The organism is Methylobacterium sp. J-118 (assembly GCF_057836565.1).
On the sequence record NZ_JBYQFA010000001.1, the window covers coordinates 662,341 to 684,615 of the forward strand.

Annotated in this window: 24 protein-coding genes; 16 read left to right on the forward strand and 8 right to left on the reverse strand. The window is 70.9% G+C overall.

The window, feature by feature from the left end; all coding sequences use genetic code 11:
- Positions 1–174: 174 nt before the first annotated feature.
- From AC3IF3_RS03115 to AC3IF3_RS03140, 6 genes are all read right to left on the reverse strand, one after another.
- Positions 175–1,008, reverse strand: coding sequence for a triphosphoribosyl-dephospho-CoA synthase (locus AC3IF3_RS03115; RefSeq protein WP_489227226.1), 834 nt, complete (start codon positions 1,006–1,008; stop codon positions 175–177).
- Positions 1,005–1,913 carry an ATP-grasp domain-containing protein gene (locus AC3IF3_RS03120; protein WP_489227227.1) on the reverse strand — a complete coding sequence of 303 codons (909 nt, stop codon included), beginning with the start codon at positions 1,911–1,913 and terminating at the stop codon, positions 1,005–1,007. The genes AC3IF3_RS03115 and AC3IF3_RS03120 overlap by 4 nt, the downstream gene beginning before the upstream one ends.
- A 330-nt stretch (positions 1,914–2,243) precedes the next feature.
- The gene (gene mch / locus AC3IF3_RS03125; protein ID WP_489227228.1) at positions 2,244–3,218 is read right to left on the reverse strand and encodes a methenyltetrahydromethanopterin cyclohydrolase; all 975 of its coding nucleotides are present in this window, start codon (positions 3,216–3,218) and stop codon (positions 2,244–2,246) included.
- On the reverse strand, positions 3,218–4,366 hold the full coding sequence (locus AC3IF3_RS03130) for an ATP-grasp domain-containing protein (RefSeq protein ID WP_489227229.1): 1,149 nt from the start codon (positions 4,364–4,366) through the stop codon (positions 3,218–3,220). Before AC3IF3_RS03130 ends, mch begins: the two co-directional genes overlap by 1 nt.
- A gap of 10 nt (positions 4,367–4,376) precedes the next feature.
- Complete coding sequence (locus AC3IF3_RS03135; protein ID WP_489219673.1) at positions 4,377–5,270, reverse strand: NAD(P)-dependent methylenetetrahydromethanopterin dehydrogenase; 894 nt, start codon at positions 5,268–5,270, stop codon at positions 4,377–4,379.
- An 85-nt stretch (positions 5,271–5,355) separates the two neighbouring features.
- The gene (locus AC3IF3_RS03140) at positions 5,356–6,333 is read right to left on the reverse strand and encodes a beta-ribofuranosylaminobenzene 5'-phosphate synthase family protein (RefSeq protein WP_489227230.1); all 978 of its coding nucleotides are present in this window, start codon (positions 6,331–6,333) and stop codon (positions 5,356–5,358) included.
- 312 nt (positions 6,334–6,645) lie between these two features.
- Between AC3IF3_RS03140 and AC3IF3_RS03145 the strand changes: the two genes are divergently transcribed.
- The 16 genes from AC3IF3_RS03145 to folK all read left to right on the forward strand — a co-directional run bounded on the left by AC3IF3_RS03145 (position 6,646) and on the right by folK (position 20,688).
- Positions 6,646–7,716: a formyltransferase gene (locus tag AC3IF3_RS03145; RefSeq protein WP_489227232.1), complete on the forward strand. Its 1,071-nt coding sequence runs from the start codon at positions 6,646–6,648 to the stop codon at positions 7,714–7,716.
- Entirely contained in the window at positions 7,710–9,356 is a 1,647-nt protein-coding gene (locus tag AC3IF3_RS03150; protein WP_489227233.1) for a formylmethanofuran dehydrogenase subunit A, read from the forward strand. The genes AC3IF3_RS03145 and AC3IF3_RS03150 overlap by 7 nt, the downstream gene beginning before the upstream one ends.
- A 204-nt stretch (positions 9,357–9,560) precedes the next feature.
- Complete coding sequence (fhcD, locus tag AC3IF3_RS03155; protein WP_489227235.1) at positions 9,561–10,508, forward strand: formylmethanofuran--tetrahydromethanopterin N-formyltransferase; 948 nt, start codon at positions 9,561–9,563, stop codon at positions 10,506–10,508.
- Between the two features lie 3 nt (positions 10,509–10,511).
- Positions 10,512–11,306, forward strand: a complete 795-nt coding sequence (locus AC3IF3_RS03160) for a formylmethanofuran dehydrogenase subunit C (protein WP_489227237.1) — start codon at positions 10,512–10,514, stop codon at positions 11,304–11,306.
- A gap of 83 nt (positions 11,307–11,389) precedes the next feature.
- Positions 11,390–11,596 (forward strand): hypothetical protein, encoded by a 207-nt coding sequence (locus tag AC3IF3_RS03165; RefSeq protein ID WP_489219679.1) that lies wholly within the window; start codon positions 11,390–11,392, stop codon positions 11,594–11,596.
- Positions 11,597–11,662: 66 nt separating this feature from the next.
- Entirely contained in the window at positions 11,663–13,297 is a 1,635-nt protein-coding gene (locus AC3IF3_RS03170; RefSeq protein WP_489227239.1) for a sensor histidine kinase, read from the forward strand.
- Positions 13,294–13,998 carry a response regulator transcription factor gene (locus AC3IF3_RS03175; protein ID WP_489227240.1) on the forward strand — a complete coding sequence of 235 codons (705 nt, stop codon included), beginning with the start codon at positions 13,294–13,296 and terminating at the stop codon, positions 13,996–13,998. Before AC3IF3_RS03170 ends, AC3IF3_RS03175 begins: the two co-directional genes overlap by 4 nt.
- Before the next feature lie 223 nt (positions 13,999–14,221).
- The gene (gene pqqA / locus AC3IF3_RS03180; protein WP_007564431.1) at positions 14,222–14,311 is read left to right on the forward strand and encodes a pyrroloquinoline quinone precursor peptide PqqA; all 90 of its coding nucleotides are present in this window, start codon (positions 14,222–14,224) and stop codon (positions 14,309–14,311) included.
- Positions 14,312–14,344: 33 nt separating this feature from the next.
- Positions 14,345–15,244: a pyrroloquinoline quinone biosynthesis protein PqqB gene (pqqB, locus tag AC3IF3_RS03185; RefSeq protein ID WP_489227242.1), complete on the forward strand. Its 900-nt coding sequence runs from the start codon at positions 14,345–14,347 to the stop codon at positions 15,242–15,244.
- Between the two features lie 389 nt (positions 15,245–15,633).
- Positions 15,634–16,719, forward strand: coding sequence for a pyrroloquinoline-quinone synthase PqqC (pqqC, locus tag AC3IF3_RS03190; RefSeq protein ID WP_489227244.1), 1,086 nt, complete (start codon positions 15,634–15,636; stop codon positions 16,717–16,719).
- Complete coding sequence (pqqE, locus tag AC3IF3_RS03195; RefSeq protein ID WP_489227246.1) at positions 16,716–17,861, forward strand: pyrroloquinoline quinone biosynthesis protein PqqE; 1,146 nt, start codon at positions 16,716–16,718, stop codon at positions 17,859–17,861. Before pqqC ends, pqqE begins: the two co-directional genes overlap by 4 nt.
- A complete protein-coding gene (locus tag AC3IF3_RS03200; RefSeq protein ID WP_489227248.1) occupies positions 17,858–18,565 on the forward strand; it encodes a hypothetical protein in 708 nt (235 codons plus the stop codon). The genes pqqE and AC3IF3_RS03200 overlap by 4 nt, the downstream gene beginning before the upstream one ends.
- The gene (locus AC3IF3_RS03205) at positions 18,546–18,908 is read left to right on the forward strand and encodes a hypothetical protein (protein WP_489227250.1); all 363 of its coding nucleotides are present in this window, start codon (positions 18,546–18,548) and stop codon (positions 18,906–18,908) included. The genes AC3IF3_RS03200 and AC3IF3_RS03205 overlap by 20 nt, the downstream gene beginning before the upstream one ends.
- A 156-nt stretch (positions 18,909–19,064) precedes the next feature.
- Entirely contained in the window at positions 19,065–19,841 is a 777-nt protein-coding gene (gene folP, locus AC3IF3_RS03210; RefSeq protein ID WP_489231224.1) for a dihydropteroate synthase, read from the forward strand.
- Between the two features lie 2 nt (positions 19,842–19,843).
- Complete coding sequence (folB, locus tag AC3IF3_RS03215; protein WP_489227251.1) at positions 19,844–20,221, forward strand: dihydroneopterin aldolase; 378 nt, start codon at positions 19,844–19,846, stop codon at positions 20,219–20,221.
- Positions 20,218–20,688 carry a 2-amino-4-hydroxy-6-hydroxymethyldihydropteridine diphosphokinase gene (gene folK / locus AC3IF3_RS03220; protein WP_489227253.1) on the forward strand — a complete coding sequence of 157 codons (471 nt, stop codon included), beginning with the start codon at positions 20,218–20,220 and terminating at the stop codon, positions 20,686–20,688. Before folB ends, folK begins: the two co-directional genes overlap by 4 nt.
- A gap of 6 nt (positions 20,689–20,694) precedes the next feature.
- Here the strand turns inward: folK and xoxJ are convergent, their stop codons facing one another.
- Both xoxJ and AC3IF3_RS03230 read right to left on the reverse strand, forming a co-directional pair.
- Positions 20,695–21,552 (reverse strand): rare earth element methanol dehydrogenase accessory protein XoxJ, encoded by an 858-nt coding sequence (gene xoxJ, locus AC3IF3_RS03225; protein ID WP_489227255.1) that lies wholly within the window; start codon positions 21,550–21,552, stop codon positions 20,695–20,697.
- Positions 21,537–22,151 (reverse strand): c-type cytochrome, methanol metabolism-related, encoded by a 615-nt coding sequence (locus tag AC3IF3_RS03230; RefSeq protein WP_243966800.1) that lies wholly within the window; start codon positions 22,149–22,151, stop codon positions 21,537–21,539. Before AC3IF3_RS03230 ends, xoxJ begins: the two co-directional genes overlap by 16 nt.
- Between the last annotated feature and the right edge of the window lie 124 nt (positions 22,152–22,275).

Below are 22,275 nucleotides of genomic sequence, written 5' to 3' on the forward strand. Positions count from 1 at the left end.
GCCATCCTTGTTATCGGCGCCCGATCCTCCGGCCGTGCCGGTTGGGCCGAGCCGGTTGGGCCGGACAGCGCGCCGGACCCTACAGCGCGACCCTGCGGCTCACAACCCGCAAGGCCCTGCCGCGACGGAATTTCTATTGCTCCGCCCGGGGCACCACCGGAACTGGGGCGCGACTCAGGCCAACGCCGCCCCGGCCGTCGCGAGCGCGTCCCAGAACAGCGTCGCCACCGTGAAATCCGCGCTCGTGCCCGGGTTGAGGCCGCGCGCCTTCATCGACGCGTCGAGGGCGAGGAGCGGTCCGGCCGGCGCCCTGGCGAGATCGATCCCGCGCATGGCTTCCGCGACCTCCCGGCGAAGATCCTCGGCGGCATCGGCACCGGCCTTGCGGGCCACGTGGCTGTCCGGCATCGCCGTCAGGTAGGCGAGATGCACGGCGGTCGTGCACCAGGATGGATCGAGTCCCCGCCGCCGCGCCTCGGCCAGCGCGGGCAGGCCGATCGCCGGGATATCTGCGAAACCGGTGACGTAGGCCCGGGCGATCCGGTCCCGGTCGGCGGCTTCCTGCATCGCGTCGCGGAGCGCATCGGGCGGGGCGGCGGCGACATCGTGCCGGGCGGCCCGGCCGAGGCCGCCGGGATTGGCGATCCGAATCGCGGCGAAGACCGCTTCGGAATCGGCGCGGTCGAGGGCGTCTAGGACCGCCCCGAGCGTCTGCCCGCACTCCGCCGCCGCCGCCAGGGGGGCGCAGAGCAGCAGGATGCCGAGATTGGTGTTTTGTCCGACCGCCGCCACCGTCGCGGCGATTCCGGCGCGGACCCGTGCGCCGACTCCGGCCCCGGCCTGTGCCAGAGCCGGTGCGGAGACCTCGGCGCTGGTGACGAAATCGGCCACCACCATGCGGTGTCCCGCCGCGAAGGCATGGACGTTGCCGGGCTTGAGGGCGTCGAGTTCGGCGCGGCAAGCGGACCCGTAGAGCGTCCCGATCAGCGCCGGATCGAGCCGGGTCATGCCACCACGCGCCGCGGACGGCTGGCGCTGCGGACGGCGGCGAGGAACCCGCGGACGATCGCGGCGGCGATGTCGGTCTCGCAGACGGTCTGCAGGCCCGACCAGGCCGGCATGGAATTCACCTCCAGGATCGAAAAACCGCCCTCCCCGTCCTCGACGAGGTCGATTCCGGAATAGGCCACCCCGACCGCGCCGGCCGCCGCCTCCGCAAGCTCGGCGGCGGAGCGCGGCAACGCCCAGGGCAGCGGCCGCCCCCCCCTGTGGACGTTGGTGATCCAACCGTCGCCCTCGCGGATCATGCCGGCGACCGCCCGGCCGTCGCAGACGAACACCCGGTAATCGCGCCACAGGCCGTCCCGGCGCGGCATGTAGCGCTGCAGGTAATAGACCCGCGCCACCGCCTCCTCGTCGGGGAGATCCTCCGGTCGCTCGATCAGGGCGAGCCCCTCCCCCTGCGAGCCGAACAGCGGCTTGAGGACGAGCGGCGCCCCCTGCCGGGCCTCGGCGGCGACCAGGGCGGCGGCGGCCTCGCGCTTCGAGAACACCCAGGTGGCGGGTGTCGGCAGGCCGGCCCGGGCGATGAGCAGCGAGGTGGCCGCCTTGTCCACGGAGCGCTCGATGGCGGTGGGGGCGTTCCAGACGGTGACGTCCGCCGCAACCAGGGCATGGAGGACGCCGAGGCGCATGGTCGTCGCCTCGAAGGTGCCCCCCGCGATCGTGCGCATCAGCACGCCATCCGGCAGCGCGTCGGGGAAACCCGGGACCCGGAGCGGCTCGCCGCGGCCGGTGACGATGGCCACGTCGGCGAGCGAGAACAGAACCGGTTCGACACCCTGCGCCTGCAGGGCCGCCAGCAGCCGGTTCTTGTGCCAGGTGCCGTTATCGGCGGCGAGCCCGATGCGCATAGGGGGCCTGATCGTCACGGGAGAGACTGGTTTGCAGGGGTGGGCCCGGCGGGGTTGCCGCGCGCGGGTCCTCTCTGCCGGAGGGAGTGGACCCAGGTCGGGTGGGCGCATTTCATAGGCAGGTCCGATCCGCGCAAGCCTTGCCTTCTGACAGGCGCACCACGCTTTCCTCCCCTTGCGGGGAGGAAAAATGCGCTGTGTGTCAATGGCTTGATGCCGGGCGGTCCCGATGCGTAAGTCCCATAGCCCGCAGGGGGTTAGGGAGACGGGCCGCGGTGGCCGTGCCCCCTCTCGCGCCGCCCCGAATCGGGAGGCGGCGCGCAAGGCGCCTCAGGTGAAGGACGCATCCACCAGCGTCGGCTCCAGGCGCCCGCCGCGATAGGTGGCGCCGGAGCGGATCGACGTGACGATCGCCTCGGCCGGCGAGAACAGGGCGCCGTCGATCTTGTAGAAGTCGCCGTTCACCCGGCCGAAGATCTCGGCGAAGGGGGCGCCGTGATCGCTCGAGGTCGTGGACGGCAGCTGCTCGGCGAGCTGGCGGGCGTCCGCGTCGTCCGCATCCACGAACAGCTGGACGCGGCCGCCGTAGATGATCGCGTCGTTGGTCCGGCCCATCGCCTTGATGAAGTCCGGATGCGGCGGCGAGAGCGGCGCCGAGCCGATCCCGTCCACGATGGCGTGCAGGTCGAAGCCGACCGTGTGGGCCTTGTGGAGCGCCACCTCCAGCACCCGGGCAACCACCTGGGTCGAGCCGGCGAGGCTCTGGGTCGGGGCGAAGATGAAGGTCAGGTCCTCGGGCCGGAGGCTGGACGCCTCGGCGACCTTGGCGACGACGCTGTCGGGCGGCCCGCCGGCCGCCTCGAGCACCAGGGCCGTCCGGGTGGCGGAGTCGCGGTAGCCGAGTTCCTGGTACAGGTCTTCGACGGCCGCCACCGCCCGGCCCGGACCCGAGCCAAGGGCGAAGAATCCGGAGTCACCCCCCTCGTCGGCGAGGCTCCAGCCCGCATACTGGCTTCCGAGGCAGGCGAGCACCGGATCGGCGGCATGCACCGTCACCGAGTACGGCCAGGAGGCGATCGGCCCGCTTGGGGCGATGGTCACGGTGCCGAGGCCGCCGAGGCAGATCTCGGCGATGCGCCGCCCGGCCTCGATCGACCCCCTCGCCTGCGCGCCGGCATCGACCATGCGGGCGCCCCCGGCCGCCTGCGACACGGAAAGACGCAGGGTTGCGGCGTCGGCCACGAACCGCTCGATCAGCGGCGCCGAGAGCGCGTTGACGCTGGGATAGGATTGGCTGGCACTCATCACAGGGCTTCCTCGGGATGTGTTTTCTTCGCCGCGTGGACGGCCCGCAGGCGCGCCGTTCGCGTCTCCAACAGGGCGAGCACCTCCGCCCGGTCCGCGCCTTCGGCCAGCACCGTGCAGAGCGGCGCGTCGCGGCGGACCGCCGAGCCGGGGCACGGGCGGTCGCGCACGTAGTCCGGCCAAGCGAGGTCCGGGACAGGCGCAAGCTCCCGATCGGCGTAACAGATCTGCGCGGCCGCTGCACCCGCCGGCTGCGGGCCGGGATCCGGCATCGCGCCGAGACACGCCGCGATATGGGCGGCCAGCAGCGGCGTCGCGCTTCGGTCGAGGATGTCGAGCGTCGCCCCGGGGCGGGGATTGATCTCGGTGAGCCACCAGTCCGACCCATCGACCAGCACGTCGCCGCTGCCGAGCCCCTTCAGCCCGGTCGCGGCGACGATCCGCGCGATGCCCGCTGCGATCGCCCCCACCATCTCCGCCGGGAGCGCCGGAGGCTCCCCGGCGCCCCGGACCAGTGCGCCGCCGTAGCGATACGGCCGGATCGGCGTGGGGGCGCACCATTGCTCGGTGACGGCGAGGATCCGGATCGTGCGGCCATCGGCCAGGAAGTTCAGGGCGTGGGGCCGGCCCGGGACGCGGGCCTGGAGATAGTGCCCGTCCGGCGCCGGCGACCGGGGGGCCGGGCGGATGTGGCTCCCGCCGCTGCCGCCCGCCCGCTTGAGCAACCAGGCGCCCGGCTCCGGCGGCGGGTCCCGGCGCACAGCCGGGTGCGGTACGCCGAGGCGTTCGCACAGGGCCGCGAAGGCGAAGGGATCCTTGAGCGCCGCCACGGTGCCGGCCCCGGCTCCGATCAGCCGATGCCGCCGGGCGAGACGCTCGATCAGGCCGGGCGCGTCCTCGAAGCCGCTGCCGAGCACGAGGCCGATCGGATGGGGCGCGGCCTCCGCGAGGGCCTCGATCGCCGCCAGCGTCGCCCCGGCGGCGGGCGCCGCGCCGAACCGGCCCGGCAGCGGCCGGTAGCCTTCGGCAAGGGCCAGCGTATCGGAATCGCCGAACAGGTCCGCCACGTAGGGGCGCAGCCCGGCGCGCCGGGCCGCCTCGGCCAGGGCGCGGCCGGCCTGGGCGGCGATCAGGATCGCCTCCGCCATCCGGGTCGGGCTAGCCGGCGATCTCGACGGCGAGGCTGTAAGCGTCGCGGAAGTCGAGGCAGAGCGGCGTGTCGGCGGCGAGCATCCGGTCGAACAGGCGCCGCTGCGTCTGGTACTTGACGTTGCCCACCGCGAGCGCCCCGATGCCGACGCCCTTGCCGGTGGGCAGCGGTACGTCCACGGCGTTGACGTCGATCCCCGCGATCCCCGCGGGGGGCACGGCATTCACGTCCGACGCGACGAGGAGCTTCGGCGCCGATTCGAGATCCTCCGCCGTGAGGATCGGGATGCCCGCCGGGCCGGCCGACAGGATCACGTCGGCGTCGCGGATCGCGGCGCGGCGATCGTCCGGGGTCGTGCCGTCGACGGCGCCGACCTCGATGCCGAAGCGCCACTTCATGGTGAAGGCGATCTTCGAGACGCGCTCCTCGCCGTCATGGCCAACGAGGACGGTCGTGGCCCCCTGCAGGGCGCCGATCACCGCGGCGACATAGGCGACCACGCCGGCCCCGCCGAAGATCACGATGCGCTTGCCGGTGAGATCCGTGTTGAATCGCTGCCGCAGGGCGCGGGAGACCTGGGCCACCATGGCGGCGCCGGTGGTGAACGAGCCCGCCGGGTCGGCGAAGACGTGGTTGACGAAGGGCGGCACGAACGCCTTCTTGGCGCGGTCGACCATGTCGAGGGCGTCCTCGGCGTTCTTGCCGCCGATGAAGATGCCCGTGCGGGTGCCGTCGGCCGGAGCGCGCGAGAAGATCGAATCCTGCGTGAGCGAGACCACGTCGGCGAGGCTGACCTCCGTGTAGGTCACCACCGTCTCGAATCCGGCATCCACGGCCATGTTCACGTCGAACGGGCTCATGTGCCGGAGCGGCGTCAGCATGTGGAGGATCGAGCGGGCCATGGAATCCTCGTTCGGCTTGCGACGGATGTGCCTGCGCACCGTCCAAACCCGGAGCGGCCCCCCGGGTCAAGTCCGGGCTGCGGGCTCAGCGCGGTCCGGTCACCGAAGCGCCGCTGTTGCGGCCCCGGGCGATGATGAATCGCAACGGACCACCCCGGTCGAGGCTCGCCACCAGGGCGCGGGCCTCGGCCTCGGACGGAACCAGCGCGAAGCCCGTGGGCCCCCAGGAGGACTGGCCGTAGCCCGGGACACACTGCGCGGCGACGCTGGACAGGGCCTGTGCCACCGCGGCGCTGGCATAGCGGCCGCCCTGGTGCGGGGCGAAGTGATCGCCGATCAGGTCCTGGATCCGCGTGATCCCCGCGCCGAAGCCCTGCGGCTCGGCCAGAGCCAAGGCGGGCAGGATCTGCATCAGCGCGATCCGGCAGATCTCCGCCGCCTGGGCTTCGGGGAATCGCGGCAGGTCGCGGAACGCCTCGACCTCGCGGGTGCCGTGCACGCCGGACATGCTCGGATCGAGGATGAGGACGATCCGCCAGGCGTCCGGATAGGCGAGCCGCGCGATCACCGGAGGCGGGCCCCCGTCCGCCCCGCGACCGCCGTCGACGACCAGCCCGCCTTCCGTGAAGGCGCAGAGCCCGACGCCGGACCGGTTGCCCCGGTCCAGGGTCGCCGCGAAGGTCTCTGGCGCGAAGGGCTCGCCGGTCAGGCGCGCCATGGCGGCCGCGACCGACAGGGCGAGCTGCGTGCCGGAGCCGAAACCGGCATGGGCCGGGATGACCCGCTCGACCGTGATCGCCACATCCGCGCCGCGCCCGAGATGGGCGGCGGCGGCCCGGGCGTAGCCGCGCACACGCTCGGCCTCGGGACCCTCCACCGCCAGATGCGCGGACCTGCGGGCGGTCAGCGCGAGGGCGGGCGCGTCGATGGCAAGCCCGATGCTGCCGAAGCGGCGGCCGAGGCCTCCGTGCAGGTCCAGGAAGCCGAAATGCAGGCGGGCCGGTGCCTCGACCCGCACGGCGCCGTCCGCCGCCAGCCTGTTCCGTTCGGGGACCCCGCCCAACACAATACCCTCGAATCCCGGCCCTCGAATCCCGCCGGCAGGCCGCATGATCGGCGCGCTTTTCACATGCGGCGCGGCGCCGGGGCAACGGGAACGGCGAGGTCGAATGACTCGACCCCCTTGCCGCGGTGCGCGGATGAATGCAAACCTAGGCCCGCGACGGCGCGCCGAGCTTGCCGCCTGCCCGGACCTGCCGGGCGGACGCGCCATTCCGATTCGGTGGGTAACCCTCGTCCTGAGGTGGACCCGCTTCGTCCGGTCTTACGGCCGTCGCCCGCTCCGAAACCAAGCAAGAACGTTGCGAGAGGGAGCATGGCAGCCTGGGTGAAGGGTGGCGCGACGGGCGCGGACACCGCCATCGAGGCGGCCGCAGCCCTGCTCGCCAAAGCGCGCGCGCCGGTGATCGCCGGCCTCAGCGCCGATGTCGCCGCGATCCGTGCGGCTTACGATCTCGCGGGGCGCATCGGCGCCTCCGTCGACACCGCCGGATCGTTCGGGACCTACGCCGAGCTCGGCGCTCTGAGCCGGGTCGGCGCCCTGACCACGACCCCCGCCGAGGCCGTCGGACGCGCCGACGTGGTGCTGGTGGTCGGCGCCGCTCCTTGGCAGGCGCCGCTTCTCAAGCGTCTGATCGATGCCAAGCCGACGCGCGGCCGCGCCGCCGGATCGGAGCGCGCGTTCCTTGCACTCGGCGCGAACGCCACCGCGTCGCTGGCTTGGCCGGCCGAGGGTGGCCTGCCTGAGGCCGTCGGCGTGCTGCGCGCCTATGCCCGCGGCCATCTCGCCGGCGACGCGCTGCCGGGCCAGATCGCCGCCCGGCTCGCCGCCGCCCAGTACGGCGTCCTGCTCTACGACCCCGCCGAACTCGGCGAGGCCGGTATCGAGATGCTCCAGGGCCTCGCCATGGCGTTGAGCGAGATCACGCGCTGCTTCACCCTCGCCGTTGGCGGCGTCGGGCAGGACCGGGCCGTGGTGCCGGTCTCGGCATGGCTGACCGGCCAGGCGCCGCGCAGCGGTTTCGGACGCCGCGTGCCCGAGCACGATCCCTGGCGGTTCGACGCCGCACGGCAGGTCGCCGCCGGTGAGGCCGATGCCGTCCTCTGGCTCGCCGCCGTGCCGGTGGCGCGGCCGGATTGGCTGTCGGCGGTCCCGTCCGTGGCCCTGGTGGCGGAGGCAGAGGCGCAGGCCGCCGAGGTGGTGATTTCGGTCGGCCAACCCGGCCGCGACCATGGCGGCGTGCTGTGGAACGAGCAGCGCGCCGCGCTGACCTTCTGGCCGGCCTCGGCGCCGTCGGATGTGCCGTCGGCCGCGTCGGTGCTGGGCGCCCTCACGGAGCGTCTCGCCGCGGGTCACGCGGCATCGAGGAGTGAACCCGCATGCTGAGCGTGATCCGGGGCGGGCGCGTCGTCGATCCGACCGCGTCCCGCGATTCCGTCGGTGACGTCTGGATCGAGGACGGACACGTCGTCGACCCGCAGAGCCGCGCGCCCGACGCGGTGATCGACGCGGCCGGCTGCGTGGTGATGGCCGGTGGCGTCGAGGTGCACTCGCATATCGCCGGCGGCAACGTGATCACCTCGCGGCTGCTGTTGCCGGACCTCTACGTGAGCGAGGCGGCGCCCGAGGGACATCCCTTCGCCCATGCGGGCGGGGCGGCGGCCTGGATCGGCTCCACCTACGCACGGATGGGCTACACGACGGCCGTCGAGCCGGCGATGCCGCCGACCCATGCGCTCGGGACGCAGCTCGAGCTCGCAGACATTCCGCTGCTCGACCGCGGCGCCCTCACGGTGATGGGCAACGACGACCAGCTCCTCCAGCTGCTCCGCGAGCGCCAGGGCGGGAATGCCGTGCGCGACCTCGTGGCGCTCTCGGTCGCTCAGTCGCGCGGCCTCGGGGTGAAATGCATCAACGCGGGCGGGGCGTCGGCCTTCAAGGACGGGGCGCTGCGCCTGTCGCTGGACGACGAGATCCCTTGCTACGGCCTCTCGACGCGGCAGATCATGGGCTCGCTCCTCGACGCGGTCGAGGAGATCGGCGTCCCGCACCCGCTTCACGTCCACTGCAACAACCTGGGCCTGCCCGGGGCGGACGACAGCTTCATGGCGACCCTCGATGCGGCGGAAGGCCGGCGCATCCATTTCGCCCACGCCCAGTTCTACGCCTACGGCGCCGTCGATCCGGCCAATCCCGGGACCGGCGGGTTCCGGTCGGCCGCCGAGCGGATCGCGCAGGCGATCACCGACAATCCGAACGCCACCCTCGATATCGGGCAGGTCGTGTTCGGCCAGACCGTGACCGTATCCCTCGACATCCTGCGGCAGTTCGCCGGGCGGAAGGGTGCGAAGCCGAAGAAGTGGGTGCTGAACGCCGGCGATGCCGAGGGCGGCGGCGTGGTGCCGTTCCTCTACAGACCCCGGGGTCCGACAAGCTCGCTGCAATGGGCGATCGGCCTGGAGATCATGTTGCTCTCCACGGACCCTGAGCGGACGATCCTGACCACGGACCACCCGAACGGCGGGCCGTTCACCCAGTACCCGCGGATCATTCACCTGCTGATGGACAAGTCGGAGCGTGACCGCGAGATCGCGACCCTGCCCGGTGTCGTGGGCGAGCGCTCGAGCCTGCCCGGCCTCGAGCGCGAGTACACGCTCTCGGAGATCGCGCAGCTGACCCGGTCCGGACCGGCCAAGCTTCTGGGGCTCGCCGACCGCGGGCACCTGCGGGCCGGCGCCCGGGCGGACGTCGCGGTCTACCGTGACGACGCCGACCGCACCGCCATGTTCACGGCCGCGAAGCTCGTCCTCAAGGACGGCGTGCCGATCGTCGAGGACGGCGAGGTGGTGGAGTGGCGTGCGGGCCGCACCCTGTCGCTGGCCGTCGAGTCGGACCGGACCATGGCGACGCGCGCCGATGCCTATCTGACGGAGCGGTTCGGCGCGGGTCTCGACAGCTTCGCCGTGCCGGACGCGGCGTTCGGCGAGAGCACGGAGACCTTCGAGGCGGTGCCATGCCGGGTTTGATGAACGCAACCTTCCCTCCCCCCTTTGCGGGGGAGGGTACCCTGCGTAGCGGGGGGGGAGAGGGGCAGCGCCGCACTGCGGGTTTCTGTTCGTGGCTCGACCTCTCCGGAAGCCGGGTTCCCCTCTCCCGATCCCTGCTGACGCAGGGGCCACCCTCCCCCGCAGAGGGGGGAGGGCCAGGGCCGTCGCGGAAGTCCACAAACAATGTCTGACCTCTCCCTCAACGGCATTCCGGTCGTCGATACCTTCGCGGAGGCGTTCGACGTGGCCGGCACCGCCATCGTCGTCACCAACGACACCGCGAAGTGGGCGATGATCGCCGCGACCACGATGACCGGCTTCGCCACGTCGGTGATCGGCTGCGGCGCCGAGGCGGGGATCGACGCCGAGCTGACCCCCGAGGAGACTCCGGACGGCCGTCCGGGCGTGCGCATCCTGCTGTTCGGCTTCGAGCCGAACGGCCTGAAGGAGCAACTGATCAAGCGGGTCGGCCAGTGCATCCTGACGTGTCCCGGCACAGCCTGCTACGCGGGCGTCGAGGGTCCGACCAAGATCAAGCTCGGCGGCGCCATCCGCTATTTCGGCGACGGGTTCGCGGTGGCCAAGCGCCTGCCGGACGCCTCCGGCAAGGCGCGGCGCTACTGGCGCATCCCGGTGATGGACGGCGAGTTCCTGTGCGAAGATTCCGTCCGCGCCGTGGACGGTGCGGTCGGCGGCGGCAACCTGCTGTTCCTCGGCCGGACCCACGCCGAGACGCTCAAGGTGGCCGAGATCGCCGTGGAGGCCGCCAAGGCGGTGCCCGGGGCGATCCTGCCCTTCCCCGGTGGCATCGTGCGCTCGGGTTCGAAGGTCGGTGGGCGGACCAAGGGCATGATGGCCTCGACCAACGACGCCTATTGCCCGACCCTGAAGGGCCGTGCGGGCTCGGCGCTCCCCGCGGAATGCGGCGTGGTGCTGGAGATCGTGATCGACGCCCTGACCTCGCAGGGCGTGTCCGATTCGATGCGGGCCGGCCTGCATGCGGCGACCGAGATCGGCGGCCGGCACGGGCTGGTCGCCGTGACGGCCGGTAATTACGGCGGCAATCTCGGCCGCCACCACTATCACCTGCGCGACCTGATCGCGCGCGACGATACCAAGCCGGAGGGCTGAGCCGTGAGCACACTCACCCTGCGCGCGGCGCCGCCCGAGCGGCTCGACTTTCTCAACATCAATCCCCTGGCCCTGCGGGGCCTCTCTCAGGGCGAGGCCGAGCGGCTGGAGGTCGGGACCACCCGGACCGGCGTGCGCCTCGGCGACTGCTTCGCGGTCGCCCTCGACGGCTCCGACAGCCTGACCATCGAGGGCGGTCACGAGCGCCTGGACCGGGTCGGCGCATCCCTGTCCGCGGGTACGATCCGGGTGACCGGCGATGTCGGCCAGCGCCTCGGCGCGGGCATGGCCGGCGGCAGCCTGACGGTCACCGGCCATGCCGGCCCCTACGCGGCCTCCGGCGCCACCGGCGGCACGATCACGGTGGAGGGCGATGCCGGCGACTATGCGGGCGGCGCGGTCTACGCGGCCAAGGCGGGGCTCGACGGGGCGACGCTGATCATCCGCGGCACTGCGGGGGCGCATCTCGGCGACCGGATGCGGCGCGGGACGATCGTGGCCGGCCGCGCCGGCGCCTTCGCGGGCTCGCGCATGATCGCCGGCACCCTGGCGGCGCTCGCCGTCGGCGATCACCCGGGTCTCGGCATGCGCCGCGGCACGCTGGTGATCGGCGCGCATGGGCGGATGGCGCAGACCTTCGTGGAGACCGGCGCGCACGATCTCGTGTTCCTGCGCCTGTTGGCGACGGCCCTGCGCGGTCTCAGCCCGGAACACGCTGCGCTGCTCGGCCGGCCCCTGCGGCGCTACTCGGGCGACCTCGCCACCATCGCCAAGGGTGAGATCTGGGTCGCGGCCTGACGCCGCCTGGGCAAGGGGCGTGAACGCGCTTTATGCTCCCCCGCAAGCCGGCCCGTACGAGGCCGGCATTGCGGGACACGCCCATGCTGCTGCTGCTGTCGGTCTGCCTCGTCGCCCAGCCCTCGACCTGCCGCGAGGACCGGATCGAGATGTCCTTCGAGGCTTCGAGCCCCTTCGTATGCCTGCGCAACTCGCAGAGCGCCCTGGCGACGTGGCAGGCGTCGCATCCCGAATGGCACGTCGAGCGCTGGCGCTGCGCCGCCAAGGGCAGCGTGCCGAAGGACCTGTGACGGCGCCTTGGTTCCCCGGCCGGGGGGTGACATGCTCGCCCGCGCCATGAGAGCGGGACCGGAACCATGCGCTCGCTGAAGGTCCGCTTCGCGCTGCTGCTGGGCGGCACCGCCATCGTGGTCGTGCTGGCCGCCGCTGCGGCGCTGACGGCGATCGGTGCGGCCGAGCGCACGGTCGATCGGACCCTGGCGGCCCAGCGCCGGCTGGAACTGCTGGCCGAATTGTCCGGCCGCCTCACGCAGTTCGGCCTCGCGGCCGTGGAGACCGTGGGCAATCCCGACGGCCAGCCCGAGGCGATGGCCATCGCCCGCGACAACGCCGACCGCGCCCTCAGGACCGTCGACGAGGCCCTGGCGACGAGTTTCCCGCCGAGCGACGATCCGGCCGACCGGATGCAATACGCCGCGCGGACGCGCCCGATGGCGCAGTTGCGCGCGGCCCGCGCCGTCCTCGACCGGCAGGTCGCCTTGATCAGCCGCCAATCCGATTCCGAGAAGCGCCAGGATTCGATCAAGGGGGCGCTCAACGGCTTCGGCGCCATGACGGGTCAGCCCCTGTCTTTCCTGATCGAGGCGGAGCGGCGCAGCATGGCGCTCGGCTCCGAGCAGGCCCGGGCCCTCTCTGAGCGCCTGCGCCTGGCCGCCGCGGCCGCTGTGATGGCAGCTCTGGTCCTGCTGGCGATCCTCTATCGCGGCGTCACCCGGCCGACCCTGGCCCGGATCGAGGAGGTCCGCCGGGCGGCGAGCGCCATCGGGCACGGCGCCCTCGACACCCGCCTGTCCGTGGCGACCCGGGACGAGCTTGGCCTGCTGATGACCAACGTCAACCGCATGGCGGCGCGGCTCGCCCGGCGGGAATCGCGGGTCGTGGCCGATCGGGCGGCGCTGGAGGATACGGTGGCGGCCCGGACTGCGGACCTGCGCGCCGCCAATGCTCGCCTCGAGGCGGTCGACCAGTCGCGGCGGCGCTTCTTCGCCGATGTCAGCCACGAATTGCGCACGCCGCTCACCGTCATCCTGGGCGAGTGCGACCTCGCCCTGCGTGGCGCCACCCGCGGTGCCGATCCCGGGCCGGTCTTCGCCACGATCAAGAAGCGTGCGCAGCGCCTGAAGCTGCGCGTCGAGGACCTGCTGCGCGTCGCCCGCTCGGAGACCGGCGAGATCGCCTTCGACAAGCGCCCGCTCGGGCTCGCCCTGGTGCTGTCGGAGGCGGTGGACAACATGGCCTCCGAGGCCGCCCGGCGGCGCGTGGCGCTGACCCTCGATCCCGGGGATCGGGACGTGGAATGCCTGGCCGACCGCGAATGGATCCGCCAGACGGTGGAGAGTCTCGTGGACAATGCCCTGCGCCACGCGACCGGACGGACCCGGGTCGTGGTCGCCCTCGCGGCGGGACCCGGCCCGGTCGGACGGATCACCGTGACCGATGACGGGCCCGGCCTGGGTGCCACCGAGGCCGAGCTGTTCGAGCGCTTCCGGCGCGGCAAGGGGCCGAGCCCCGATGAGACCGGCTTCGGCATCGGCCTCGCCCTGGCGCGCTGGATCGTCGAGCAGCATGGCGGCACGATCCGGCTGGGGGGCGGACCGGATGGGCGCGGCGCCCGCGTCACCCTGGACATTCCGGCGCTCGATCCGGCATGGGAGGCGGGCACGGCCGGGGACGCGGCCGGCGACGCGCAGGTGAGGGAGCCGGCCGCATGACGCGGATCCTGATCGTCGAGGATGACATCGACATCCGCGGCCTCCTGGCCCGCGGCCTGGAGGCGGAGGGTTTCGAGGTCGGGACCGCGGCCTGCGTCGACGAGGCGCTGAAGGCGGCGCACGATCCCGCCCCCGGAGCGATCCTCCTCGACATCAACCTGCCCGACGGGTCGGGCCACGATGTCTGCCGATCCCTGCGGGAGGGGGGCTTTCCCGGGGCGATCCTGTTCCTCTCCGCCCGGGACGAGATCCGGGACCGCGCCGAGGGGCTGGCGCTCGGCGCCGACGACTACATCGTCAAGCCGTTCGAGTTCGACGAGCTGGTGGCGCGCCTGCGCACGCATCTGATGCGGCGCGAGCAGGCGGAGGCGCCGCGCTCACGCATCGTCGCGGGCAAGCTGATGCTCGACCTCGACACCCGGCAGGCGATCTGCGGCGAGGCCAGCGCCCGCCTCACCCCCCGCGAAGCCGACCTCCTGGCCATGCTGATGGCGAGCATCGGCAAGCCCGTGTCCCGGGCGGAGATCTTCGACCGGCTCTGGGCCAGCCAGGGCGGCCTCTCCCTCAACGTGGTCGACGTCTATATCGGCTATCTGCGCTCGAAGATGGCCGATTTCGTCCGCTACGGGGGTCCCGGATTGGTCACCGTCCGCGGCAAGGGGTTCATGCTCGAACTGCGTGGACCTGACTTCCGTCAATGAGCGACTGTACTTAGGTCCTAATTGGCAGGGTTTCCCGGGGGTTTCCGGGTGTTTCGGAAGTGTCTCACGAAAAATTTGGGAGGATCCGGCAACTTCGTGCTTGAAGCGGACGCCTGAATCGCCGATACCGGTGCCGCGCCGGAAACGAGAGCGCCATCAGTGTCTTAGGGTCCTCTTAGGATTCGCCGGACACTCGGTGAGGATAACGCCAAGGAGAAACACCATGAAGTGGGCTGCCCCCGTCGTGTCCGAGATCTGCGTCGGCATGGAAGTGACGAGCTACGAGTCGGCCGAGATCGACACCTTCAACTGAGTTTCACGGGCCGGGGATCTCGGGAGCCGCACCATGCGCGTCGTGATCCTCGGTTCCGCGGCCGGCGGCGGCCTCCCCCAGTGGAATTGCCGCTGCCCCATCTGCACATTGGCGCGGTCCGAGCCGGACCGGGTGCGGCCCCGGACCCAGTCGAGCATCGCGGTCTCCGCGGACGGGTCGGATTGGCTGCTGATCAACGCCTCGCCGGATATCCGGCAGCAACTCTTCGACAATCCGGACATGCACCCGCGCGAGGGTCTGCGCCACTCGCCGATCCGGGCCGTGCTCCTGACGAACGGCGACGTCGACCACGTCGCGGGCCTTCTGACCCTGCGCGAGGGCCAGCCCTACACGCTCTACGCCACCAACGGCATCCTCGACTCGGTGAACGCCAACCGCGTCTTCGACGTGATGGCCGAGGGCGTGGTCGCCCGGCGGGCAATCGGCATGGATGAGCCCTTCGAGCCCCTGCCCGGGCTGTCGGTGACGCTCTTCCCGGTTCCCGGCAAGGTGCCGCTGTGGCTCGAGGACGACACCATGGAGATCGGTGCCGAGACCGAGACCACGGTCGGCGCCCTGATCGAGGCGGGCGGGCGCCGCCTCGCCTACATCCCCGGCTGTGCCCGGGTGACGGACGGATTGCGCGCGCGCATCGCCGGCGTCGACGCCCTGCTGTTCGACGGCACCGTGCTGCACGACGACGATATGATCCGGGCCGGGGTCGGCACGAAGACCGGGTGGCGCATGGGGCACGTGCCGATGCGCGGCGAGAACGGCGCCATCGACGCGCTGGCACAGGTCGAGATCGGGCGGCGCATCTTCGTGCACATCAACAACACCAATCCGGTGCTGGTCGAGGGATCCCCGGAGCGGAAGGACGTGGAGGCGGCAGGCTGGACGGTGGCCCACGACGGCCTGAGCTTGTCGCTGTAGGGCGGCCATTCGGTGGACACTTCTGCGACCCGTGATTTGCCTGAGGCACCCTCACCCTGAGGCGTCGGCGTCAGCGGGCCGCGAAGGAGGGTTCTTTCGCGGCCGGCCCCACGCTCCGGCACCTCAGGATGAGGGTGTGATCTGGAGCCCGGTTGCCGGGCTCGCCATTCGCCCGAGAACACAAGGGTCGGGCGCAAACCGGGATGACGAGCTCCATGCGCCCTGTGCCGCAGGCGTCTGTGCCGGGAAGCGTGATCTCGGCGGGGACCGAAGGTTGGGCGCGCCGGCTGCCGGCACTATATCGTACCGGAGCCAAGACATTCGCCCCGCACATGAGGGCGGGATCGGGATACAGGAAACGCGAGCCGAGAACGGACGCCGGAAACGCCATGAACGCAGCCTTCCCAACCCCCGATGCCGCCGAGAGCCAGCGTCTCCTCAGCCCCGAGGAGCTGGAAGCGGCCCTGCGCGACATCGGCGCGCGTCGCTACCACATCCTGCATCCGTTCCACCGGCTGCTGCACGACGGCAAGCTCTCGAAGGATCAGGTCCGTGCCTGGGCGCTGAACCGATACTATTACCAGGCGATGATCCCGGTGAAGGATGCCGCTGTCCTCGCCCGGATGACCGACGCGTCACTGCGGCGGATCTGGCGCCAGCGGATCGTCGACCATGACGGCGACCATGAGGGCGATGGCGGCATCGAGCGCTGGCTGAAGCTCGCCGAGGGAGTCGGCTTCGATCGGGACTACGTCCTGTCGACGCGCGGCATCCTCTCGGCGACCAAATTCTCGGTGGAGGCCTACGTCCATTTCGTCGCGGAGAAGAGCCTCCTGGAGGCGATCGCCTCGTCGCTGACCGAGATGTTCTCGCCGACGATCATCTCCGAGCGCGTGGCGGGGATGCTGAAGAACTACGACTTCATCACCAAGGACACGCTGGCCTATTTCGACAAGCGCCTCACCCAGGCGCCCCGGGATGCCGACTTCGCCCTCGACTACGTCAAGCGGCACGCGACCACGCCGGAGCTGCAGCGCCAGGCGATGGAGGCGCTGACCTTCAAGTGCAACGTCCTCTGGACGCAGCTCGACGCCCTGTACTTCGCCTATGTCGCCCCCGGGATGATCCCCCCGGATGCCTGGACCCCCGGCACCGGCCTCGTCGCAGAGGTTGCTCCGGCCGGGGCAGGAGGCGGAATCCGCAGGATGGTGGCCGAGGACCGTCCGCGCCTGCCCCGCGGCGTGCGCCTGCGCCACGATGAGACCCGTGGCAAGTACGTCCTGCTCGCCCCCGAGCGCACCTTCGACCTCGACGACAACGCCGTGGCGGTCTTGAAGCTCGTCGACGGCACCCGCACCGTCGCGGCCATCGCGGACGAGCTCGGCAACACCTACGCGGCCGACCCGCGGGCCATCGAGGCCGACATCCTGGTGATGCTCGACGGCCTTGCCGAGAAACGGGTGCTCGAGCGATGAACGCGCTGACGCCGAACCGGCCCGACCTGCCCGCACCGGTGGGTCTGCTCGCGGAGCTGACCCATCGCTGCCCGCTGCGCTGCCCCTATTGCTCCAACCCGCTGGAGCTCGACCGCCGCTCCGGCGAGCTCGATACGGCAACGTGGCAGCGCGTCCTCACCGAGGCTTCGGGCCTCGGGATCCTGCACGTCCACCTGTCCGGCGGCGAGCCGACGGCGCGCAACGACATCGTCGAGATCACCAAGACCTGCGCCGATCTGGGCCTGTACTCGAACCTGATCACCTCCGGGGTCGGCGGGGCCCTGTCGAAGCTGCAGGCGCTGTACGATGTCGGCCTCGATCACGTGCAGCTCTCGGTCCAGGGCGTCGATGCGCAGAATGCCGAGCGGATCGGCGGCCTGAAGAACGCGCAGCCCCAGAAGTTCGCGTTCGCCGCCAAGGTGGTGGAACTGGGGTTGCCGCTGACGCTGAACTCCGTGATCCACCGCGGCAACATCCACGAGGTGACGGGCTTCATCGACCTCGCCGTCAGGATGGGCGCTAAGCGCCTCGAAGTGGCGCACACGCAGTATTACGGCTGGGCCTACGTCAACCGCGCAGCCCTGATGCCCGACAAGGCGCAGGTGGACGAGTCGATTCGCATCGTCGAAGCGGCGAGGGAGCGGCTGAAGGGCCAGCTCGTCATCGATCTCGTGGTGCCCGACTATTACGCGAAGTACCCGAAGGCCTGTGCGGGCGGCTGGGGCCGCAAGCTGATGAACGTGACGCCCCAGGGCAAGGTCCTGCCCTGCCACGCCGCCGAGACGATCCCGGGCCTGGAGTTCTGGAACGTCACCGACCGTTCGCTCGGCGAGATCTGGCGCGACTCGCTGGCCTTCACGGCCTATCGCGGCACCGACTGGATGCAGGAGCCCTGCCGCTCCTGCGACCGGCGGGAGAAGGATTGGGGCGGCTGCCGCTGTCAGGCCCTGGCGCTGGCCGGCGATGCCGCGGCCACCGATCCGGCCTGCTCGCTCTCCCCACTCCACGCCAAGGTGCGGGCGCTGGCCACCGAGGAGGCGGCCGAGAATCCGCCGGATTACGTCTATCGGACGATCGGCAGCAACGTCCGGTCGCCGTTCGAGGAGGATGTACACCTGTGAGAGTCTTTGCCACGAGCGCCCTGGCGCTGGTGCTGGCCGCGCTGCCGGCGTTTGCCGAGGACGCGCCGAAACCCGCGACCGTAACCCAGGCCAATGCGGGGGTGCCCGCTGCCGCGGATCTGCTGTTCGACCAGCCGCAGATGAAGAACGCGGCGCCGGGCTCGACGATCACCTACGATTACCTGCGCCGCTCCGGCATCGCGGGGGGGCCGTTCGGGCAGCCGTTGCAGGACACGGTGACGCTGAAGGTCGAGCCCGGGAAGAGTCCGGAGGCCCGGGATATCGGCGTCACGATGTTCTCTGGCCTGAACCGCGTTCCGGCCGGCCCCTTCGAGGACATGACCGGCAATCCGGTGGTGTCGCTGTTCCTGGAGAACCACCTGCGGGCGCTGGCCAAGGTCCTGGAAGCGAATCCGCGCTACCTGAAGCTCGCGATCCGCAAGGGTCTGCGCGACAACGCGACCGTGACGCCCACGAAGGTGAGCGTCGGCGGTCGAGAGGTCGACGGCTGGCGCGTGGTCACGAAGCCCTTCACGGGCGACGGGATGGCGCAGCGCATGCGCGGCATGGACGACATGACCTATACCTTCGTGACCGTCCCGTCGGTCCCGGGCGAGATCGTCTCGATCGAGGCCTCGTCGAAGAACCCGGACGGCGGCGAACTGCTTGAGGAGAAGCTGAGCTATGATCAGAAAGCTAGCTGAACGCGGCGCGCTGGCCGCCCTCGCCCTGACCCTGTCGGGCCTGGCCGGTTGGGCCGCCGAGGACAACGATTATCCCACCGACGCCCGGGTCGACTACGTGTTCGGCTGCATGGCAGCCAACGGGCAGACCCGCGACAGCCTGCAGAAATGCTCCTGCTCGCTCGATCAGCTGGCCGCGATCCTGCCTTACGACAAGTACGTCCAGGCGAGCACCATCCTGTCCATGCGCCAGGGCATCGGCAACCGCGCCAACGAGTTCAAATCGACCAAGGTCTTCGACGACCGGGTCGCGGACCTCCGGCGCGCTCAGGCCGAGGCCGAGATCCGCTGCTACCACGGCTGAGACGCGGTCGAGGTGCGATGGGAGGCCGGCGTTGCGCCGACCTCGCGATTCGCGCACACCGGCTCCCGAACCGCGCTCGTGAACGGGACCCGCACCGTGCCCCCCTCCTCCGGCCTGTCCGACCTGCTGCCCGCCCTCGGCGGGCGGACGCTGGTCATGGGCATTCTCAATGTCACACCCGACTCCTTCTCCGATGGCGGCTTGTTCGCCGGTGAGACCGCCGCGGCGACCCAGGCCGAGCGGCTGGTCTCCGAGGGGGCGGCGATCCTCGACATCGGTGGTGAGTCCACCCGGCCCGGTCACGTTCCAGTCCCGGCCGAGGAGGAGCAGGCGCGCGTCCTGCCGGTGATCCGTGCCCTGGCCCCCCGGCTGGCGGTGCCGATCTCCATCGACACCTACAAGGCATCCACGGCCCGGCTGGCGCTCGAGGCCGGTGCCCGGATCGTCAACGACGTCTGGGGCCTCCAGCGCGAGCCCGACATCGCCGCCGTGGCGGCGGCGCACGGCGCGCCGGTGGTGATCATGCACAACCGGGATACGATCGCGGTGGATCTCGACATCGTCGCCGACATGCTGGCCTTCTTCGAGCGATCGTTGACCATCGCGCACCGCGCCGGCATCGCCGATTCTGACATCGTGCTCGATCCGGGTGTTGGCTTCGGCAAGACCTGGGCGCAGCATCTCGAAGCGCTGAGGCGGCTGCCGGAGATCCGCGCCCTGGGATTCCCGGTCCTGGTCGGCGTCTCCCGCAAGTCGCTCCTCGGCCGCCTGCACGACCGCGACACCCGGCCGGCGGACCGGCTCACAGGCTCCCTTGCGGCCCATGCCCTCGCCGCGACGCTGGGCGCCGATATCGTGCGGGTCCACGACGTGGCAGCCCATGTGGACGCCATGCGCGTGGTCGATGCCGTGATGCGGCCGGAGGCGCATTGAGGATGGCGGGCGATCTCATTCGCGTCACCCGGATTGCCGTCTTCGGCCGGCACGGCGTGCTGCCCGAGGAGGCGGTGCTCGGGCAGCGCTTCTACATCTCCCTGGAAGCGGGTCTCGACCTCGGCGCGGCGGGGCGTTCCGACGATGTCGCCGGCACGGTGAGCTACGCCGATCTGACGCAGGTCGCGGTCCAGATCGCCACCGAGCGGCGGTTCAATCTGATCGAGGCCCTGGCGGAGACCATCGCGGCCACGATCCTCGAACGATTTACGCGGGTGGAGGCGATCACCGTGCGCATCGACAAGCCGAGCGCACCGGTCCCCGCGATCCTGGAGGGCGTAAGCATCGAGATCGTTCGCCGGCGCGGAGGGCGCGGATGAGGGCTTATCTCGGAATCGGCAGCAATATCGGCGACATGGCCGCAATGCTCGACCGGGCCGTGGAGGGCCTCGCGGCGACACCCGGCATCCGCGTCCTGGCCCGGTCGGCCGATTACCGGACGCCGCCCTGGGGCAAGACCGATCAGCCCTGGTTCCTCAACGGAGCGGTGGCCGTGGATACGGACCTCGACCCGCACGGCGTACTCGATGCCTGCCTGAGGGTGGAGCACGACCTCGGGCGCGTGCGCGAGGAGCGCTGGGGACCGCGGGTGATCGACATCGACGTCCTGGCCTACGAGGGCGCTGCCATCGACGACGCACGCCTCGTCCTGCCGCATCGACACGTGCGCGAGCGGGCCTTCGTGCTGGTTCCGCTGGTGGAGATCGCCCCGGATCTCGTCATCGGTGGGGAACGTGTCAGTGAGGCGCTGGCCAAGCTCGACCGCACCGGGATCGAACGCGTGTGAGCCGACTCAGCGCTCGCCAGGCTGGGTGAGCTTGTTCTCCTCCTCGTCGAGGAGCGGCACGTCGTAATCGCGCAGGACCTTGTCGATATCGGCCTTGCGCTTGCGCAGCACCGTGTTAAGCGAGCGCTTCCAGTCGTTCTCACCGAGCCGGACGCCCATGGCGATCCGGTAGGCCATAGGAGGCCGCTCCGGCTCCTTGAGCAGTGGCACAACACGCATCGGCGTGCCCGCCTGCTTGGCGAGCCAGCCCGCCGCCGGCCCCCAGAGAACGGCCGCGTCGATCTCCTTGCCGGCGAGCGCCGCGACGATCTCGGCGCCCACCGTCTGGTACTTGCGGGACGGGTCGAGCTGATAGGGCGCGTAGGCCTTCATGGTCGAGACCAGGCCGAGGTCGCCCATCCGGTTCACGGGGGGCGTGCCGGCGATCACGCCGATGCTCTTCCCCTTCAGGCGCGGATCGTCGAGGGCGGTGACGCCGTCGAACTCGCCCGCACGGGTCACCAGGGTGTAGGCCGAGCGGTAGTAGGGGTTGGTGGTCTGGACGAGGTCGCTGCCGAAGGCTTGGCCCATGATCACGTCGCAGAGGCCGGTCCCGAGCGTATTGCGCACGAAACCCGGACCCTGGGTCAGCCAGTAGTAGCGGAGCTTGACCTTCAGTTCGTCGGCGATGATCGCCGCGATCTTGTTCTCGAAGCCGTCATCCTTGCGTTCGGAGAACGGCATGTTGCCCGGATCGCCACAGACGCGGAGCACGTCCGTCGTCACCGTGTCCGGCAGATGTTGAGCGAGGGCTCCCTGCGCCGCTGTCAGGGACAGGGCGCAGAGGGCGATCCGAGCGAGGGACGACATCAGCCGCCCATGCATTCCTTCTCGGCCTTCTTGGCCGTTTCGGGCTTGTCCTCGTGCTCGGAGGGACGAATACGGCCGATCGCTCCGGCGGCACGCGCCTTCAGATAGACGTAGAGGTCGTCCGAGTAGCACATGACGTTCTTGTTGTCGCCGAAGGCCGGCATGACCTTCTGCTCGGACGCGCTGACGTCCTGCTTGCCGCCGACCAGGATGCCGATGAATTCCTCGTAGGAGAGGTGCTTCAGGGAATCCTTGAGGGCCGGCGCATAGGTCGAGCCCATGCCATCGGGACCGTGGCAGACGTGGCACTCGGCGTGATAGCGGCGGTAGCCCGAGTAGGTGTACCAGTCGAGCATCTTGCCGTCCTGGGTCACGTGGAAGGTCGGGTGACCGTCGGCATCCGTGTACTTGCCGTCATCGTCCTTCACGGCAGCATCCGTCGCGAGAAGCTTGGGATCCTGCTCGGCGGTCTTGTCGTTCGCGTTCAGCGAATTCGCGAGCTTGGGGTCGGCAGCGGGCTTGGCATCCTCAGCATGTACGGCAACCGCAGAAACGGTCGCTAGGGCGAGGGCGGCGATAACCGGCCGCGTTACGATCTTGCTGAGGTTAAGCAACGCATCTGTCTCCCTGGAACGAGGCCCTTCGTCTCCCTTCGAGCCGTAGCCTCTTACACACGAGTCTAATCATAAGGATGCCGGCGCGGAAGCCCGCGCCGGCACCATTTCCGTACTCTGGCCC

Bases quoted from the DNA above. Each gene is read 5' to 3' on its own strand.
- AC3IF3_RS03130 (WP_489227229.1), bottom strand. From the start codon at position 4,366: ATGGCGGAGGCGATCCTGATCGCCGCCCAGGCCGGCCGCGCCCTGGCC.
- AC3IF3_RS03205 (WP_489227250.1), top strand. From the start codon at position 18,546: ATGATCAGAAAGCTAGCTGAACGCGGCGCGCTGGCCGCCCTCGCCCTG.
- AC3IF3_RS03115 (WP_489227226.1), bottom strand. From the start codon at position 1,008: ATGACCCGGCTCGATCCGGCGCTGATCGGGACGCTCTACGGGTCCGCT.
- AC3IF3_RS03120 (WP_489227227.1), bottom strand. From the start codon at position 1,913: ATGCGCATCGGGCTCGCCGCCGATAACGGCACCTGGCACAAGAACCGG.
- xoxJ (WP_489227255.1), bottom strand. From the start codon at position 21,552: ATGCATGGGCGGCTGATGTCGTCCCTCGCTCGGATCGCCCTCTGCGCC.
- folB (WP_489227251.1), top strand. From the start codon at position 19,844: ATGGCGGGCGATCTCATTCGCGTCACCCGGATTGCCGTCTTCGGCCGG.
- mch (WP_489227228.1), bottom strand. From the start codon at position 3,218: ATGAGTGCCAGCCAATCCTATCCCAGCGTCAACGCGCTCTCGGCGCCG.
- fhcD (WP_489227235.1), top strand. From the start codon at position 9,561: ATGTCTGACCTCTCCCTCAACGGCATTCCGGTCGTCGATACCTTCGCG.
- folK (WP_489227253.1), top strand. From the start codon at position 20,218: ATGAGGGCTTATCTCGGAATCGGCAGCAATATCGGCGACATGGCCGCA.
- AC3IF3_RS03135 (WP_489219673.1), bottom strand. From the start codon at position 5,270: ATGGCCCGCTCGATCCTCCACATGCTGACGCCGCTCCGGCACATGAGC.
- AC3IF3_RS03150 (WP_489227233.1), top strand. From the start codon at position 7,710: ATGCTGAGCGTGATCCGGGGCGGGCGCGTCGTCGATCCGACCGCGTCC.
- AC3IF3_RS03165 (WP_489219679.1), top strand. From the start codon at position 11,390: ATGCTGCTGCTGCTGTCGGTCTGCCTCGTCGCCCAGCCCTCGACCTGC.
- AC3IF3_RS03170 (WP_489227239.1), top strand. From the start codon at position 11,663: ATGCGCTCGCTGAAGGTCCGCTTCGCGCTGCTGCTGGGCGGCACCGCC.
- pqqB (WP_489227242.1), top strand. From the start codon at position 14,345: ATGCGCGTCGTGATCCTCGGTTCCGCGGCCGGCGGCGGCCTCCCCCAG.
- folP (WP_489231224.1), top strand. From the start codon at position 19,065: ATGGGCATTCTCAATGTCACACCCGACTCCTTCTCCGATGGCGGCTTG.
- AC3IF3_RS03145 (WP_489227232.1), top strand. From the start codon at position 6,646: ATGGCAGCCTGGGTGAAGGGTGGCGCGACGGGCGCGGACACCGCCATC.
- pqqE (WP_489227246.1), top strand. From the start codon at position 16,716: ATGAACGCGCTGACGCCGAACCGGCCCGACCTGCCCGCACCGGTGGGT.
- pqqA (WP_007564431.1), top strand. From the start codon at position 14,222: ATGAAGTGGGCTGCCCCCGTCGTGTCCGAGATCTGCGTCGGCATGGAA.
- pqqC (WP_489227244.1), top strand. From the start codon at position 15,634: ATGAACGCAGCCTTCCCAACCCCCGATGCCGCCGAGAGCCAGCGTCTC.
- AC3IF3_RS03175 (WP_489227240.1), top strand. From the start codon at position 13,294: ATGACGCGGATCCTGATCGTCGAGGATGACATCGACATCCGCGGCCTC.